Genomic DNA, 16,576 nt, shown 5'->3' on the forward strand with positions numbered 1-16,576 from the left:
TCTGACCATCCTTTCGGTAGAATGTTCATCACAGAAAGCAATTTAGTCCAAAGGAATCTGGGAAATTATGGCGCGTTTAGCCCTGCTGAGTGTATCTAATAAAACTGGTGTAGGCGATTTAGCCCGGAGTTTAGTTGAAGAATTTGGCTTTGATATCATCAGCAGTGGGGGAACAGCCAAAACCCTGAAAGATGCTGGCATACCAGTTACAAAAGTTTCTGATTATACAGGTTCACCGGAAATTTTAGGCGGTCGGGTGAAAACTCTTCATCCTCGCATTCATGGCGGTATTTTAGCACGGCGGGATGTGGAACAAGATATAACAGATTTGGAAAATAATCAAATTCGACCCATTGATTTGGTAGTTGTGAATCTTTATCCTTTTGCGGAAACTATTGCTAAACCAGGAGTTACCCTAGCTGACGCAGTGGAACAAATTGATATTGGTGGCCCGGCAATGTTAAGGGCTTCATCCAAAAATTACGCCCATTTGACGGTATTATGTGATCCTGCCCAATATGGTGAGTATTTGCAAGAATTACGCCAAAATGGAGCAGCATCTTTAGAGTTTCGCCAAAAATGCGCGTTAAAAGGATTTTTGCATACTGCTAGTTATGATCATGCCATTGCTGCCTATTTAGCTGGCACACAAACCCAAGAATTTACTATTTCCGGTACACAACTCCAATCTTTGCGTTATGGGGAAAACCCTCACCAACCCGCAGCATGGTATCAAACAGGAAATGAAGCTACAGGTTGGGCTGCGGCCACCAAACTGCAAGGGAAGGAACTTAGCTACAATAATTTGGTAGATTTGGAAGCTGCACGGCGGATAATTGCTGAATTTACAGATAGTCCCGCAGCAACAATTATCAAACATACTAATCCCTGTGGAACTGCGGAAGCACCAGACATTTTTGACGCTTATCAAAAAGCTTTTAATGCTGATTCTACCTCTGCTTTTGGCGGAATTGTCGCTTTAAACCGTCCTATTGATGCAGCTACAGCGACGGAATTAACGAAGACATTCCTAGAGTGCGTGGTTGCTCCTGGTTGTGACGAAGCAGCCCAGGAAATTTTAACTAAAAAAGGTAATGTCCGAGTTTTGATTTTACCAGATTTATTGACTGGACCAAAAGAAACTGTGAAAGTAGTAGCAGGTGGGTTTTTAGTCCAATCTGCTGATGATATCATTGCCGATCCTAGTCAATGGCAAGTTGTCACGGAACGTCAACCCACCCCCAGTGAGTTAGCGGAATTACTATTTGCCTGGAAAGTTTGCAAACACGTTAAATCCAATGCTATTGTCATAGCGAGCGATCGCACAACCTTGGGTGTAGGGGCTGGACAAATGAACCGCGTTGGTTCGACAAAAATCGCTATCGAACAAGCTGGAGAAAAAGCCCAAGGAGCATTTCTCGCTAGTGACGGCTTCTTCCCCTTCGATGATACCGTCAGAGCCGCAGCAGCAGCCGGAATTACTGCCATTGTCCAACCAGGGGGAAGTCTCAAAGATAAAGACTCTATCAAAGCCGCTAATGAACTGGGTTTACTCATGGTTGTCACTGGTGTCAGGCACTTTTTACATTAGTCAGTTGTCAGTAGGGGCGAAGCATTTGAAAGATAAATTATCGGTCATTACAAAAAATAGTTCTCCAAATGCTTCGCCCGTACAGTTGTCAGTTGTCATGGGGAAGCATTTGGAAGATAAATTATCGGTCATTACAAAAAATAGTTCTCCAAATGCTTCGCCCGTACAGTTGTCAGTTGTCATGGGGAAGCATTTGGAAGATAAATTATCGGTCATTGCCAAAAAATAGTTCTCCAAATGCTTCGCCCGTACAGTTGTCAGTTGTCATGGGGAAGCATTTGGAAGATAAATTATCGGTCATTACAAAAAATAGTTCTCCAAATGCTTCGCCCGTACAGTTGTCATGGGGAAGAAAAATATTCTCTGTTCCCTCTTTCAAACAATTTCCAAAATTGTTGTCTCAGGTACTTGCCATTTGAAGAAAAGAGTGATAAGTTATATTTGTGTGTGAGGAGAAAATTTAAAAAGCGTCTGGGGTGGAAACACGGCAACACTCCCAGGCGCTTTTTAATGTCAAAAATTTTTCTATAGCCAATAATCAACAAAACAGTAGAGATACTGGAAACTAAATGCTCGCTATCTATGCAAAACAGAGAATTCCAGAAATGTTTCGGCAATGATCTAATATTTTGGCAATTTGGCAGATAACTATTTTAGTTTAGAGCTTTAATTGAATATCAACAGGGTAAATAAGAAAGCTGAAAAGTTATTGATGTCAGGATTTTCCCAGTGCTAGAGACTTCTAGACCAGATCAAAAGTGGTAGATGCGGTGCTGTCAAACTGACCATAAATATGGCGACATTCCAATTCTAGCCACTGCTAACAGCTATTGGCTAAGGATCGCAAAGAAAATATAAATTAATTGAATTGACTGGTTGCCTAATGAATAAACGGAATGATTCAGTACAAAATCGCCATGTCTGAGTACAAGTTAACTTGAAAATAGTTGGATTTTGAAAAAAGGATGAAAAATTAATATTTTAGGGCTTAATCACGAAGCATTTGGGAGATAATAGCATCAGCTTGTAATCTCTTGTAAGTCAAGTGAACTAGGTTAGCTTCATCTGATTGTCCACAAACATAGCAAGCTAGACTCAAGGCATCTAATAACATTAAAGTAGTAACGCCTTCCGCTGCTAAAGATGATATATACTGAGAAACGCCTTTAGCACAGGTTTCTGCTGGCATCAGTACCAGTAGCAACCGTAAACAATCGGCTGATGCCATCATTCCGTCTAATTCATGAGTCTGGGTGGCTAATTGAACAATTCCCAAAACGATTTGATTAGGGGAAATACCTTCCTTCATCAGTAGGCTAAAGAAGGAAGTTAAATGACATGGAGTGCTGTGATCAAGTTTAATATTCATAGTGCTTATTAAAATCAGTGTAACAATAATCGCAGATTTTTTGACTAATCCGGAAAAATCTCAAAAAAGTTTTCGGGTTTTTTTCGGGTTTTTACGGCACATTCTAGAACCTTTTAACAGATAGCACCCCAATTTGTCAACTTGAGTTTTGATCAATCGCTGTACATTCGGCAACTCACAATTTAACTGATCGTTTTGTATCCCTTGATGCTGTAAATCAGTAAATTGTTCCTCTGCCATCATTTTTACATCTTTTAACATCAAACCGGCGAGTAATTTTTGTGCTACCCCTAAATAAACTGTTTTTGATAGCCTATTTTAACTGAAATTGGTAGCTTATGTAACCGATAGTAGGCATTGAATGATGTAATATAGACAAAATAGGGTTTTGTTTGTCTTTTATTAATGAGGTACAGTAGAGAGTTAGATAATAAATTCTAATATCTTTACTTGATGTTGACAGCCAATGAGGTTAAAGGTAACTTACATCTAATGGTTCTGGATGTAAACGCCTGAAACCGGGAAAAAATAATTAGGAAATTGACATATACAATAATAACTTGAGCCTATGTCATACTAATCAGTATGGCTGTGATCTTGATCAATACTTTCTCATCTTTTAATCAACACCTTTACCAAATTGGAAAAAGCTTTGATTTGTAGGTTAGGTTGTTCACAGTAGCGTGTCCGAGGCATCAACCATAATTTAATAAATGCGTTGAGTTGCGCTGTTTCTTAACCCAAGCTGCAAAAAATGGCGAATGTATGGCTGATATCTCGACTTTGAACAATAGACGAAGTAGATGCTGGCATTTTTGGTAGCATAATAGTAGATTAAGGCAGTAACTATATTTTTAGAGAAAAATCTGTATGGCAAGCTACCTAGAAGCCCAGTCTCCAGATGAGTTGTTGACTGAACTTATTGAAGACACCACAACCCCAAACCATGTGGAAGTAATTGAAAATGTGATTGATAGTCTAGCACAAGATCAAAGTGCAATGGTTAGTCATGCTGCTGAGGGTGGATATCTGTGGAAATTCCAATATGGCAGTATAGAAGTATTTGTGCAATTGACGGGAATTACTGATGAAGATACAATCACGGTTTGGTCTGCGGTGCTGAAGTTACCGGCTAAAAATGAACCAAAATTGACACGATATTTGTTAGAGATGAATTGTGTGAGTACCTTTGAAGCCCGGTTCGGGATTATTGATAATCAGGTGGTGGTGATTTCTACACGCACTTTAGCGGAGTTGTCACCAGGGGAAGTTTCTCGGATCATTACTATCGTTGCTAGTATTGCTGATGATAATGATGAATATCTGCAATCTGAGTTTGGTACAGTTTAAGTTTCCAGAATTTTAGTTTAGGGATGTGATATTTAATGCCGGATCAGCAGGTGTGGCGACTTATTCCGATTTTAGCAGCCGCTGGTGATATCCAGATGGCTATAGACCGCTGGTTATTAGCACAGCATGAGTCGGGAAAACATCCGCCAACTTTACGTTTTTATACTTGGTCGCCACCCGCAATTTCTTTAGGTTATCATCAACGTCAATATCCCGAATTTTGGCAAAATTTAAGGTGGAAAGGTGAAAAATTGGCTTTGGTGCGCCGTCCTACAGGTGGGAGGGCTGTTTTACATCAAGGTGATTTAACTTACTCTGTGGTCACGTCTGGACTGAGGGGAAATCGGTTAGATGTGTATGGGCAGATTTGTGAGTTTTTGATTCAAGGATGGCGATCGCTCGATATAGAATTGTACTATGGTCAAGCTGGACGCGGTTATATTCACAATCCTAATTGTTTTGGGACTGCGACAGGTGCAGATTTAGTTTTAGCAGATGGTTCTAAACTGATTGGTAGCGCTCAATTAAGGAAAGGTGACGCAGTTCTTCAGCATGGTTCTATGCGATTGAATCCAGATGCAGATTTATTTGCAAAGGTATTTAATCAAGAGTTTTTTCATCCTATCCAATTTCCAGAAACTATCAATCAAGAAACAATAATTAAGGCTTTAATAGCCGCAGCTTGTGATTGTTTTGCTATGGAAATAGAGGTAATACCTTTGTCTCAAGATGAGTGGAATTTGATTTTGGCAAATTGTTGATTAGGGTAGGTTTTTATTCTACCCTATATTTTTTTCTCACGCCAAGGCGCAAAGGAAGAAAGATATTAATTGCAGACTGTAAAGTCTTTATCTCTAATAAATTGATACAGTGAATTTCCGGTAAAGAATGTGCAAATATGAATAGTTAAACTTTTGTGAATTGTCAAAGATAGAATGATCTGGTCATCTCAAAGATGATACATATAAATCCCGCTATATGGTGGAATTTATTTAATATCTGTATAAAATTTTCCTAAAAAAGTCCAATGGATAGAAGATCCAAGTCTTCCCAGTTTTTTCCTGTCATGGAAGCTTGTAGAAAAACTCTAGAAAAAATCCGTCTTTTATTTAGAAAGTAATCAGTGAAAACTTGGATAATATTTTGAGTTTTTAGGGAAAAATCGCTCTTATTAGAGTTAATATAGAAACTGTGTGTTATTTTTTTGTGATTCGCGCTAAAGTAGTCAAGTATCGAATACAGCAAGACTAACCGTATGGAAACGAAAGAGTTAAAGTTCATCTTAAAACTGTTGGGATGTCCGAATTATCGTACTGGCTTGAGTTCCAGCACTTTTGATAGTTTTAAAAGTGAGAAAAACAAAATTTGTCGAGATTTAGGGGAACTGGAATATGTAGACTATTCCCGCGAAATTGCCACAGTCAAGATTTTACCTCCTGGTCAAGCACTACTGAAACTCGACTCGGCACAATTACCTATTGATGATAAAGAACTCAAGGTACTGGAGAAGATAGGTAAGAGTTCTGGAAAAATAGCCCCCAGTGAAATCAAAGTTTCATCGCTAAAATCAGATGAACGGGACGCAATTTTAAAAACCTTGAGTGAACGGGGTTTGATTGCTATTGAAATCAAGATGAAAAGACTTAAAGCTGAAGTTTGGTTAACGGAAAGAGGAATTGAAGTTTTGCGGGATGAATATAATCCCGAAGGAAAAGCAAATATAGACTTTAATTTGCTGGGTAATTATGTGCGTTTTTTGCGGAAGAATTTGCGAGTTAAGTCAGAAAAAGTTTCTACTTTAGTTTCTGATAATTTGGAATCATATTCTGATATTACTAGCAATATCAGTGATGAAGAAATTTTAGAGACTATCAAGAAATTAGATCAGGAATTGGGTACAGAGAATTATTTACCAATTTTCCATTTACGGCAAAAGTTACAACCGCCTTTATTACGAGATGATTTAGATCAGGCTTTGTATAGATTACAAAAAAGTGACAAAATTGATTTTAGTACCCTACAAGAAGTCAGTGCTTATACACCAGAACAAATTGACGCGGGAATTCCTCAAAATATTGGTGGACAACTGTTTTTTCTCATAGTTAATTAACAGTATTCCCGATATTTTTCATTTTTTCATTACTTCCTCCTCTCACTCACCCATATCTATGACAGACATTAAAGACATTATTAAACGCGAGGTCAACCCTTTTGACGTGATCAATTTAAAGCCCACTAATTTTTGGGCTGAAGAACAAGATTCAAAACTCATGGTTGAGTCAATTCATGAAAACGCAATCATAGAAATTGAAGGTTTACTTGATTTAGTAGGTAAAGATCATCGTAGCCGTACAGTTTTATTAGCTGGTGAGTCTGGTTCTGGCAAAAGTTATTTATTAGGTCGGCTTAAACGTACTCTTAACCCGAAAGCATTTTTTGCTTATATTCTCTGCAACTGGGCTGATAGTGGTAATATCTGGCGGCATATTTTACGTCACACTGTTGATAGTTTAATTCAAGTTCCCGAAGGTGAAAAAGAATCACAGTTAATGTTGTGGCTAAAAAGTTTAACGGCATTTACAAGAAGTGATATAAAGCAACGAATATTTAATGATAATTTTTGGGAAGCATTACAAAGTAATCGGCAGAAATTTATCAAACACCTCAAGGATAGTTATAAAAAAGCAGGTATTTATAACCCTGATATGTTTTTTGGAGTGCTACATGATCTCGCAAATCCAGAATTATATGATTTAGCTTGTGAATGGCTGCGTGGTGATGACTTAAATGAAGATTCCATGAAAGAAATCAAGGTCAAAACTTGCATTGATACAGAAGATGCTGCAAAAAATATCTTAGCCAACTTTGGCAGAATTTCTACACAAACTCAACCGATTGTTTTATGTTTTGACAATTTAGATACTATGCCCCAGTTACCAGAAGGTTTTCTGGATATACAACCTTTTTTTAATGTCAATACCACAATTCATGGGGATAATTTAAAAAATTTCTTGGTGATAATTAGCGTTATTACAGATACATTGAAACGGCATTACGACCGGATTCTTCCAGCGGATAAAGCAGGAATATATAAAACAATTCAGTTGAAACGTATTAACATAGAACAGGCAGAAGCACTTTGGGCTTATCAACTTCAGCCATTACATCAATTAGCAAGTCCTAGACCTGAACCGCCTATTTTTCCCCTAAATCGGGAAATGTTGGATAAAACCTCCCCTGGTGGTAAAACTATGCCTAGAAATGCACTAACTCTAGGTCGTGAAGAATATCAAAAATATAAAGGTTCGTTATTAGATGAAGATGAAAAACCAAAGCCCGAACCAGTTACAATAAAAATAAAGGTGACAACACGCGACGAAGAAACTATTCCTAAACCTATCATTATTCTTCCTCCACCACCACCCGCAAATAATCAAGATACAACTCAAGCAGAATTTGAATTATTATGGCAGCACGAATATACAAAAAGTCAGGGGAAAATTACCAAGATTTCTTTGTTATCATCACCTGATTTAATTCAGATGTTGCAGCAGTCTATATCTACTTTAAAAATACAGGGAGTTAAGTCTAAACTTTTAAGCGGAAAATATGCTAGTTATTCCTTGAGTTATCAACATCCTACAAATCGGCAAAAATTGGGTATAGTTTGGACAGAAGACTCAAGTATGACCAGTTTTTATCATGTAATGAACGCTTGTCAAATAGCCATTCAAAAAAATCTCTGTCAAACTATGTACTTAATTCGTGGTGGAGATTTAGGAAAACCAAACATGGCGGGAAATCAACTCTATAGACAGATTTTTACCAACACTAATCATGTTCATATTAAACCAAGTCTACAGTCTATTCACTACTTGGCAACATATCAAAGTTTGGTAAATTCTGCCAAATCTCAAGAGTTAGTAATTGGTGGAAAAACGATTAATTTACAAAGATTAGAAACTTTAATTAATGAATCTGAGATTTTACATAAATGTACTTTATTGCAAGATTTAGGTATTGTTTCTAAACCAGATAAACCACCAAGTACAACTGGAAATGGCAGAAAAGATTTAAGACCTGTTAAAGATTTCCTATTAAATCTAGTCAAAACTCAAGCATTTATGGGAGTACCTACGTTAATTTCACAAGCAGTTAGCCAATTTCCTGATGTGAAAGAAACTGATATTCAATATTTAATTGATCTATTATGCCAAGAAAAGAAAGTTAAGATTATGAACCCAAAAGCTAAATTACCAGATCAATTAATTTGTTTAATTGCTTAAATTCACTTGTTTTTTATAAGATGATCAGCCAATGCACTACCTGACACAACCTACCGAAATTTACAAGCAAATTTCCCAACTGTCCCTATCTAAAACTCTATGGATAGATACGGAAATCGCTGATTGGTATACTGATAAACCAAAATTAGCACTAATTCAGGTATTGGCTGATCATACAGACTTAACCGGTGAATTTGCTTATATTTTTGATGTTTTAGATAAACCTGATTTGGCTGTATATTTCATTAACCAAATCATGGTTAATTCCCAAATTGAGAAAGTTTTTCATAATGCTGGTTTTGATTTAAAATATTTGGGGAAGGAACTAGCAGAAAATGTGACTTGTACCTTCAAAATAGCGAGAAAAATCACCAAAGAAGTCTTACAAACTACCAACTTAAAACTAAAAACCCTAGCTGCTGAACTCTGCAATTTTTCCAATGTAGACGCAGAAGAAGGAAAAGGTGATTGGGGAAAACGTCCCCTGACTCAAAAACAGTTAAACTATGCAGCTATGGATACTGTTTATCTTGCTGCTGTTCATTATCGCTTACTGGAAATATCCAATCCTGATGTTATCAGTCGTGTATTTAATATGGTAAATAATAAATCTGAAAACTCTTCTTTAACTCCTACTAAAGTTAGATTAGCTTTTGAGTGTCCGCGACTATTTTATCTAAATCATAATTTTAATTGTAAAGCAATATTCTCTCCTAAAGATGCCATTACTGGTATTGGTAATGTCTTTCACCAACTAGCGGATGATTTTATTAATTTACTGCTAATTGAACCCAGATTTAAAACTTTATTAAATCCATCTGCAACACAATTAAAGGTAGATGTAATTACGTTGGAAATTCAACAACTATTCTATAAAATTAAGTTCTTTCCCTATTTACAAAATGCAATTGCAAAAGACGCGAGTAAAGCCTCTCTACTGCTACAAGTTTGGCAAGGTTTACAAGGATTAATTAAAAAGTTTACTGAATTGTTAGTAATTAATCGTCGTTATTGCAGTGCAGAAACGGTTATTTCTAATACTTTTATTTCTGGAGAACACAATTTAGAATATTACTTTGATTTACCCAATGGGACAAAACAATTAATTAGAGGTGAGTTTGATTGTCTGGTTTTTAATTTTGAACTTAAACGCCTTTGTATGGTGGAGTTTAAAACCTATCAATCTGTAGATTCAGCAGCACAATTAGCGCAAGTTTCTCTTTATAGTTATATGTTGTGGAAGCAGAAAAAAGCACCTGTTGATTCTGCTGTTTATTGTGTTTTACCAGAATTTAAAGAGTACAAATATTCTTGGGAACAGTTAGAAAATACGGTTCATCAATTAATTCCCTATAAATTATTACAAATGCAAAACTGGTTAAGTTGGGAATCTCCAAATCCTAACCCACCACCAATGACAACTGAACCTCATTTATGTGAAATTTGTCCCCAACAACAAAAATGTCAAACTTTTTTTAATGTTGAATCTGATTCACCGCCAAATCAAGTTATTGAAATTGATGAAAATTCAGATTTTATAGCACCTGCTAAAAAACAAGAAGATATATCTGACTTTTCACATTATTTGGAAAACCCAACACGAAACCTAACCCCCCAACCCCCTTCCCTACGAGGGAAGGGGGAGAATTCAAAGCCTCTCTCCTTGCAGGAGAGAGGTTTGGAGAGAGGTTTTTCAGATACTTTTAAAAGTCAGAAAGATACATTTATTAATGCTGATGAAATTGGCGCATCTTTAGTGGCAATTCTAGAATCTTTTAAGGTTAATGTAGATTATTATGGTGCTGATGTAAGTCCGGCATTTATTCGGGTGAAAATTAAACCACATTTAGGTGTGAAAGTTCCTTCAATTCTCAGATTATCCGCTGATTTACAAGTACAATTAGGGTTAGAATATCCGCCTTTAATTGCTCCCCAAGCTGGTTATGTAAGTATTGATTTGCCCCGTCAAGATAGACAAATTGCCAAATTTGAAGATTTTATTCAAAAGCAATTTTTACCCCCAACAGCACCCGTAAAAATTGCTATTGGAGTGGGTATTGATGGGAAGTTGTTAGAGGCTGATCTATCAGATCCGAATACCTGTCATTTTTTGGTTGGGGGAACAACAGGAAGCGGAAAAAGTGAATTTTTGAGATCCTTACTTCTCAGTTTAATCTATCGTCATTCTCCCCAATATTTAAAAATTGCTTTAGTGGACCCTAAGCGGGTAACATTTCCCGAATTTGAACAAATGTCATGGTTATATTCACCAGTTGTCAAAGATAGCGATCGCGCCGTAGAATTAATGCAGGAACTAGTTGCAGAAATGGAATCTCGTTATCAAAAATTTGAAAAAGCCAAATGTGCAGATTTAACCACCTATAATCAACGTTCTTCCCCAGCTTTACCGCGTATTGTTTGTATATTTGATGAATATGCCGATTTTATGGCAGAAAAAGAAATTCGCACCATATTAGAACAAAGTATCAAACGTTTAGGCGCAATGGCAAGGGCCGCAGGTATTCATCTAATTATTTCCACACAACGCCCAGAAGCCAGTATTGTCACCCCAATTATCCGTTCTAACCTACCTGGACGAGTCGCCCTGCGTACCTCCAGCCAAGCAGATTCATGTATTATTCTGGGTGGAAAAGAAACAACAGCAGCCTATTTATTAGGCAAAGGTGATTTAGTTTACCAAGGTGGTTCGCACGGACAACGTCTTCAAAGCTTATTAGCACAGAGTATTAAACTACCTTAAAAAAAAGATCCCCGACTTCTTAGAGAAGTCGGGGATCTAAGTAGCATAACCAAAGTTAAAATCTATTAGATAATATGAACGCTATATCATTGGGAAAGCGTCAGTAGAGGAATTAAAATGGGATATGTAATTGCAACCGCAAACATGAAAGGTGGAGTCGGTAAAACCACCATTACCGTGAATATAGCTACTTGTTTAGCCAAGAATCACGGAAAAAAGGTACTTGTCTTAGATTTAGATAGTCAAATTAGTGCCACGCTAAGTTTAATGTCACCAGTAGATTTTGCCAAACGTCGCAAACAAAGAAAGACATTTAGATATTTACTAGATCAAATTATCAACCCTGAACCAGAGGCAAAATTTACCATTGGGGACATCATTCAACCTCAAGTTTGTAACCTGACCGAATTAAATTTATTACCGGGAGATATAGACTTATATGATGAATTTGTGGTTTCAGAAATGCTGCATAATCAATCAGTAGCGTTAGGAGAACAGGATTTTGAAACCATCTGGAATCGCTTTGAAAGGGTCTTAATTAGAGATATTTTAGAACCTATCCGGGATGAATATGATTTTATTCTTTTAGATTGCGCTCCCGGTTATAATCTCTTGACTCGGAGTGCTTTAGCTACTAGTGATTTCTATATTCTTCCAGCTAGACCAGAACCCTTATCTGTAGTCGGAATTCAACTTTTAGAAAGACGTATTGCCCAATTAAAAGAAAGTCATGAACACGAAGCTAAAATAGATATAAAAATGTTGGGAATAGTCTTTAGTATGTCTAATGCCAATCTCCTGAATGGCAGATATTATAAACAGGTAATGCACCGAGTTGTTGAAGATTTTGGAGTAGATAAAATCTGTAAAGCTCAAATCCCCGTTGATGTTAATGTTGCCAAAGCTGTTGATAGTTTTATGCCAGTTTCCTTACTAAGTCCGAATACAGCGGGTTCTAAGGCATTTATGCAGTTAACTCAGGAATTGTTGCAGAAATTGTAAATTGAGAAATAAGGTATCTGACTTCGTTAAGAAGTCGGGTATCTGGGTATATTTTAAGAAGAAGGAGCAAAGAATAGGAGGTAATAAATAATTTAGCAAATGCTTGAGAAAAAGGAGATTTTAACCGGCATCGAGAACCCAATTCTGTAGCGTGTTTTGAAATATATTCATAAGGTAAACTGTAAATTTGACGAAAATCCACAACTAACGCTACAAATCATCAATAAATCAGGATTTAATTTGGTAAGTTTGGGAATATAGTTGGCTACTACACCATCTTTCAGGGATTTATACTGGGAATGCAATTCTTTGAGAATGTCTAAAAGTGCTGGTGGTAATATTTCTGGATTTTCTGGCTTAAAGATGGGGCTGATTGATTGATACAAAATTGATTGCTGGGGTTATTACGGTAAAAGTTACTATAGAGTAGCTTATTATACCTAAAATATTCATATATACGCGCTGACCACTCTTTTCATTGTCTCATTAATTATTTATCTCAGGATAAGAATAAATACTTACTGGAGATACATCACTTTTATTGCTTGAGTAATTATTGTAATAATCAATACTTATAAAATTAAATATTTAATAGTATTTACTTATTTAAAATCTAGATCAAAAACTATCATCCTTGAGCGAAACAACCCAAGTATTTTGCAAATAAAATCTTTGTAGAGATTGGTTTTGCGCTAATTTTAGCTTCTAACAATCAAATTATTGAAAGTAAAATTTTATCTAAACGCAAATTGACTTGATCATTTTTCAATACTTAATAATTTACAACTACTGAGGATAAATGTTAGGGAGTAACCGTTGAATTATGTGATCAGCCAACATGAAGTTTCCCTAAGAAAATCTGGAAATTTTCCAAAAAAACGTTACATAGCCAAAATCCTGACTTGAACACGGTTTACAAGCTCAAACTCAACCGTAAATTTAAGTATTTCTTTCAGACTTCCGCTAAAACCCTGATCCCCAAGCCCAAAAATTCATGCTAATGTATTCGAGTTACAAAACGCAAAGTGAAAGCGGAACGGGTTCGAGTTTCCAAAGGGGATCACTATTCATCAAGTGAAAAACCCTAGTACCGCAGGGCGGAAGTCAAAAGTCAAAAGTCAAAAGTCAAAACTAATATACAGTAAGCTTTTTGGCGATTGAATATGGTTGCTTTATTTACGCCGTGATGTACTAGCTAAATAAAACTTAAGTTCTATAGTCGCTTTAAAATCGGACGCATGAATCAAAGACATTTGTGGACTACAGTTGCCGTATTTCTAGCTGTTTTGGGTCTACCCTCAGTTGGTCGAACTCAAACCAGTGCGGGAATTTCCCCAACTAGCCAAGCATCATCTGTGAATGATGCAGTCAAAGTAGGAGAGTACCAATCCCAGACAGAAAGCCCCATTTCCAATCCTGTGATTACCAGAATTCATCCTCACAGTATTCGCGGCTTACAAGCAGCAACTCTTTATATTCGGGATATTCCCGTTCTCACCTTTTTGGGTTCTAACCCAGTTACTAACAGCAAAACAAAAGTTGGAGTAATCGGCAATGGCGAGAATTTAAATTTTTACCCGCGGACTGCTACCAACTCCGCCAAAGTTACCAGTTTTAGCAATACTGGGAATGTAGTCAATTTTAACAAAAAAGTTAGATCCATTGACAATGATCCAGTTCAAAAAGCTAGTGTCATAGCCGCTAGAATCAATGAACTGATCGAAAAAAATGTAGACGCAAGCAAGATTACCGTCAGTTGGAAAACAGGAGATAACTCCACAATTAACAATAAAGCCCAAAAGCCAGGCTTCATCGTTCAACAACCGTCGGCAGATCGCTACACCATTACTATTGACGGTCAAGAACTGGTAGAAGTCAATAAAGTCACAATATTAGCAGATAGTACCAAAAATCTTGCCCAAGATGCCTTACAAGCAACTAATAGACTGCGGCGACTTATAGGTAACGCATCTCCTATTCAAGCAATTGCCAACTTACCAGTAGATAGATCAGTCTCCAGAGCCAACCTACCGCAAAAGATTGCCTTTGGAAATATCAATCTCAGTTTTCAAGGGATAGCTTCTTGGTACGGATATGATGGCTCTGGCAATAAAACCGCCAGTGGTGAAAGATATAATCCCGAAGGATTAACTGCGGCTCACCGGAGTTTACCCATGGGGACAAAAATCCGTGTCACTAACACCCGGAATGGTCGCTCTGTCGTCGTGCGAATCAATGACAGAGGTCCCTACATCCGGGGTCGAATTATTGACCTTTCCGCTGGTGCTGCCCGGCTATTAGGCATGATCGGCAGTGGCATTGCTCCAGTCAGTCTTGAGGTTTTAGGAAAATAACCCGTTTCCTCATTCCTACTCTCTTTTCGCTCTTCACTATTAAATTCCCCTGGTTCGTCCCTCCTATCCCCCAATTATCCTTTGCGCCACGCCGCGCTATCAGATATACACTAACGGGGGAAAGGATTATTGGAACTAGGGGTATTTTGTGCTTGTGCTGACAACAGTTGTAGCCTTACGCTGCTATTTAAATCGCCGTCGCTGGCCAAGCCATCTTAGGCTACCAGAGGATCTCGGACTTGATGAACAAACCAGTTGGTCTCCCACAGCAGTTGGTTTAGTGCCAACTATGGGGGGTTTACATCAAGGTCATTTAAGTTTAATTGAACGGGCTAAACAGGAAAATTCGACGGTGATTGTCAGTATTTTTGTCAATCCCCTGCAATTTGGACCAAATGAGGACTATCAACGCTATCCCCGCACTCTAGAGCAAGACCGACAATTTTGTGAACAGGCGGGAGTTGATGTGATTTTTGCCCCAACTCCGGAGGAAATTGGTGTCCCTGGGAAGAATATAGCAGCAACTCAGGTGACACAAGTGATCCCGCCATCTGATATGATATCTAGTTTGTGTGGTAATTTTCGGCCGGGTCATTTTCAAGGTGTGGCAACGATTGTTACCAAGCTTTTTAATTTGGTACAACCTGACCGAGCTTACTTTGGACAAAAGGATGGCCAACAACTAGCAATTATTAAACGGTTAGTAGCTGATTTAAATTTGCCAGTAGAAATTGTTGCTTGTCCTACAGTGCGGGAATTGTCCGGCTTGGCTTTAAGTTCTCGTAATCAATATTTGACGGCTACAGAAAAAGAGCAAGCAACGGTGTTATTTAAAGGTTTACGGCAAGCTGAGGCGGCGTTTCGGGCTGGCGTTCGTGACAGTGGTGAACTCATAGCATTAACGCGGCAAGAAATCGCAAAAGTTAGCAATATCAGCTTGGAATATATTGAATTGGTTGAACCGAATACGTTGATGTTTTTAGAAAAAGTTGAGGATGAAGGAATGTTGGCGATCGCTGCTCGTCTTGGTTCTACACGGTTAATTGACAATACGATTTTGCGCGATGGCAACGACGGACTACGCCAACCAATCATTGCTATTGATGGTCCGGCTGGTGCTGGTAAATCTACCGTCGCTCGCCAAGTGGCACATCAGTTAGGTTTAGTCTATTTAGATACGGGCGCTATGTACCGGGCGATTACTTGGCTAGTGCTGGAACAGGGGATTGCCATTGATGATGATTGTGCTGTTGCTGAATTAGTTGCTGGGTGTAAAATTGAACTGACTCCCAGTCAAAGCCTGCAATCTCCCGTCAGAGTCCAGATTAATGACATTGATGTCACTCAGAAAATTCGCACAGTTGAAGTCACTTCTCAAGTATCAGCGATCGCTGCTCAAAGCACTGTGCGTCAAGCATTGGTTCAACAACAGCAAAGCTGGGGACAACGTGGCGGTTTAGTGGCGGAAGGTCGGGACATTGGCACTCATGTTTTCCCAGATGCGGAAATTAAAATCTTCTTGACCGCCTCTGCGGGTGAAAGAGCGCGTCGTCGTCAGCAAGACTTTCAAAAGCAGAACCAACCCGCAGTTAGTTTAGAACAACTAGAACGGGACATTGCTGAACGGGACTTGAAAGACAGCACTCGCAAGGTTTCCCCCTTACAAAAAGCGGCTGATGCGATTGAATTACAAACTGATGGTTTAACAGCTTCTGAAGTAGCAGCACAAATTATTAGCCACTACAATCAACGGCTATCCCATTGGTAATTCGGGAATTTTTGAGTTGAAAATGGTGGTGAGTGCCGACGGACTCACCATTATTAGATTTTAGTGCTTTGAACTACATCCTAAACTATTTGCAG

General features: G+C 38.0%; 13 protein-coding genes. 11 read left to right on the forward strand and 2 right to left on the reverse strand.

From position 1 onward, the window contains the following. Window positions 1-67 precede the first annotated feature (67 nt). Genes purH through BMF77_RS05625 form a run of 3 tightly spaced genes read left to right on the forward strand, consistent with a single transcriptional unit; the run spans window position 68 to window position 2,010 of the window. The gene (purH, locus tag BMF77_RS05615; protein WP_148761300.1) at window positions 68-1,591 is read left to right on the forward strand and encodes a bifunctional phosphoribosylaminoimidazolecarboxamide formyltransferase/IMP cyclohydrolase; all 1,524 of its coding nucleotides are present in this window, start codon (window positions 68-70) and stop codon (window positions 1,589-1,591) included. Between the two features lie 4 nt (window positions 1,592-1,595). Next, window positions 1,596-1,820: a hypothetical protein gene (locus tag BMF77_RS05620; protein WP_148761302.1), complete on the forward strand. Its 225-nt coding sequence runs from the start codon at window positions 1,596-1,598 to the stop codon at window positions 1,818-1,820. After that, window positions 1,744-2,010 carry a hypothetical protein gene (locus BMF77_RS05625; RefSeq protein ID WP_148761304.1) on the forward strand — a complete coding sequence of 89 codons (267 nt, stop codon included), beginning with the start codon at window positions 1,744-1,746 and terminating at the stop codon, window positions 2,008-2,010. Before BMF77_RS05620 ends, BMF77_RS05625 begins: the two co-directional genes overlap by 77 nt. A gap of 569 nt (window positions 2,011-2,579) precedes the next feature. Here the strand turns inward: BMF77_RS05625 and BMF77_RS05630 are convergent. Further along, window positions 2,580-2,960, reverse strand: coding sequence for a hypothetical protein (locus BMF77_RS05630; RefSeq protein WP_015078555.1), 381 nt, complete (start codon window positions 2,958-2,960; stop codon window positions 2,580-2,582). An 870-nt stretch (window positions 2,961-3,830) separates the two neighbouring features. Here BMF77_RS05630 and BMF77_RS05635 point away from each other — a divergent pair. The 6 genes from BMF77_RS05635 (at window position 3,831) to BMF77_RS05660 (ending at window position 12,359) form a co-directional block, all read left to right on the forward strand. After that, the gene (locus tag BMF77_RS05635) at window positions 3,831-4,310 is read left to right on the forward strand and encodes a YbjN domain-containing protein (protein WP_015078557.1); all 480 of its coding nucleotides are present in this window, start codon (window positions 3,831-3,833) and stop codon (window positions 4,308-4,310) included. 35 nt (window positions 4,311-4,345) lie between these two features. Continuing rightward, entirely contained in the window at window positions 4,346-5,071 is a 726-nt protein-coding gene (locus BMF77_RS05640) for a biotin/lipoate A/B protein ligase family protein (protein WP_148761306.1), read from the forward strand. Between the two features lie 494 nt (window positions 5,072-5,565). Further along, window positions 5,566-6,420 carry a transcription factor RcaD gene (locus tag BMF77_RS05645; RefSeq protein ID WP_148761308.1) on the forward strand — a complete coding sequence of 285 codons (855 nt, stop codon included), beginning with the start codon at window positions 5,566-5,568 and terminating at the stop codon, window positions 6,418-6,420. A gap of 58 nt (window positions 6,421-6,478) precedes the next feature. Then, a complete protein-coding gene (locus BMF77_RS05650) occupies window positions 6,479-8,596 on the forward strand; it encodes an ATP-binding protein (RefSeq protein ID WP_148761310.1) in 2,118 nt (705 codons plus the stop codon). Window positions 8,597-8,627: 31 nt separating this feature from the next. Further along, window positions 8,628-11,357 (forward strand): DNA translocase FtsK, encoded by a 2,730-nt coding sequence (locus BMF77_RS05655; RefSeq protein ID WP_148761312.1) that lies wholly within the window; start codon window positions 8,628-8,630, stop codon window positions 11,355-11,357. A gap of 117 nt (window positions 11,358-11,474) precedes the next feature. Then, complete coding sequence (locus BMF77_RS05660) at window positions 11,475-12,359, forward strand: ParA family protein (protein ID WP_148761314.1); 885 nt, start codon at window positions 11,475-11,477, stop codon at window positions 12,357-12,359. Between the two features lie 167 nt (window positions 12,360-12,526). On the opposite strand, the gene BMF77_RS05665 is transcribed toward BMF77_RS05660, so the two are convergent. Further along, the gene (locus tag BMF77_RS05665) at window positions 12,527-12,745 is read right to left on the reverse strand and encodes a hypothetical protein (protein WP_210422303.1); all 219 of its coding nucleotides are present in this window, start codon (window positions 12,743-12,745) and stop codon (window positions 12,527-12,529) included. Between the two features lie 852 nt (window positions 12,746-13,597). On the opposite strand from BMF77_RS05665, the gene BMF77_RS05670 reads away from it, so the two are divergent. Both BMF77_RS05670 and BMF77_RS05675 read left to right on the forward strand, forming a co-directional pair. Continuing rightward, window positions 13,598-14,713 (forward strand): septal ring lytic transglycosylase RlpA family protein, encoded by a 1,116-nt coding sequence (locus tag BMF77_RS05670; RefSeq protein WP_148761316.1) that lies wholly within the window; start codon window positions 13,598-13,600, stop codon window positions 14,711-14,713. 148 nt (window positions 14,714-14,861) lie between these two features. Further along, entirely contained in the window at window positions 14,862-16,481 is a 1,620-nt protein-coding gene (locus BMF77_RS05675; RefSeq protein WP_148761318.1) for a bifunctional pantoate--beta-alanine ligase/(d)CMP kinase, read from the forward strand. Window positions 16,482-16,576 lie beyond the last annotated feature (95 nt).

It is taken from the genome of Dolichospermum sp. UHCC 0315A (assembly GCF_008121535.1).
GTDB lineage: Bacteria > Cyanobacteriota > Cyanobacteriia > Cyanobacteriales > Nostocaceae > Dolichospermum > Dolichospermum lemmermannii.

Excerpts from the sequence above, each read along its gene's own strand:
- purH (WP_148761300.1), top strand. The coding sequence starts at position 68 with ATGGCGCGTTTAGCCCTGCTGAGTGTATCTAATAAAACTGGTGTAGGC.
- BMF77_RS05625 (WP_148761304.1), top strand. The coding sequence starts at position 1,744 with ATGCTTCGCCCGTACAGTTGTCAGTTGTCATGGGGAAGCATTTGGAAG.
- BMF77_RS05630 (WP_015078555.1), bottom strand. The coding sequence starts at position 2,960 with ATGAATATTAAACTTGATCACAGCACTCCATGTCATTTAACTTCCTTC.
- BMF77_RS05635 (WP_015078557.1), top strand. The coding sequence starts at position 3,831 with ATGGCAAGCTACCTAGAAGCCCAGTCTCCAGATGAGTTGTTGACTGAA.
- BMF77_RS05640 (WP_148761306.1), top strand. The coding sequence starts at position 4,346 with ATGCCGGATCAGCAGGTGTGGCGACTTATTCCGATTTTAGCAGCCGCT.
- BMF77_RS05645 (WP_148761308.1), top strand. The coding sequence starts at position 5,566 with ATGGAAACGAAAGAGTTAAAGTTCATCTTAAAACTGTTGGGATGTCCG.
- BMF77_RS05650 (WP_148761310.1), top strand. The coding sequence starts at position 6,479 with ATGACAGACATTAAAGACATTATTAAACGCGAGGTCAACCCTTTTGAC.
- BMF77_RS05655 (WP_148761312.1), top strand. The coding sequence starts at position 8,628 with ATGCACTACCTGACACAACCTACCGAAATTTACAAGCAAATTTCCCAA.
- BMF77_RS05660 (WP_148761314.1), top strand. The coding sequence starts at position 11,475 with ATGGGATATGTAATTGCAACCGCAAACATGAAAGGTGGAGTCGGTAAA.
- BMF77_RS05670 (WP_148761316.1), top strand. The coding sequence starts at position 13,598 with ATGAATCAAAGACATTTGTGGACTACAGTTGCCGTATTTCTAGCTGTT.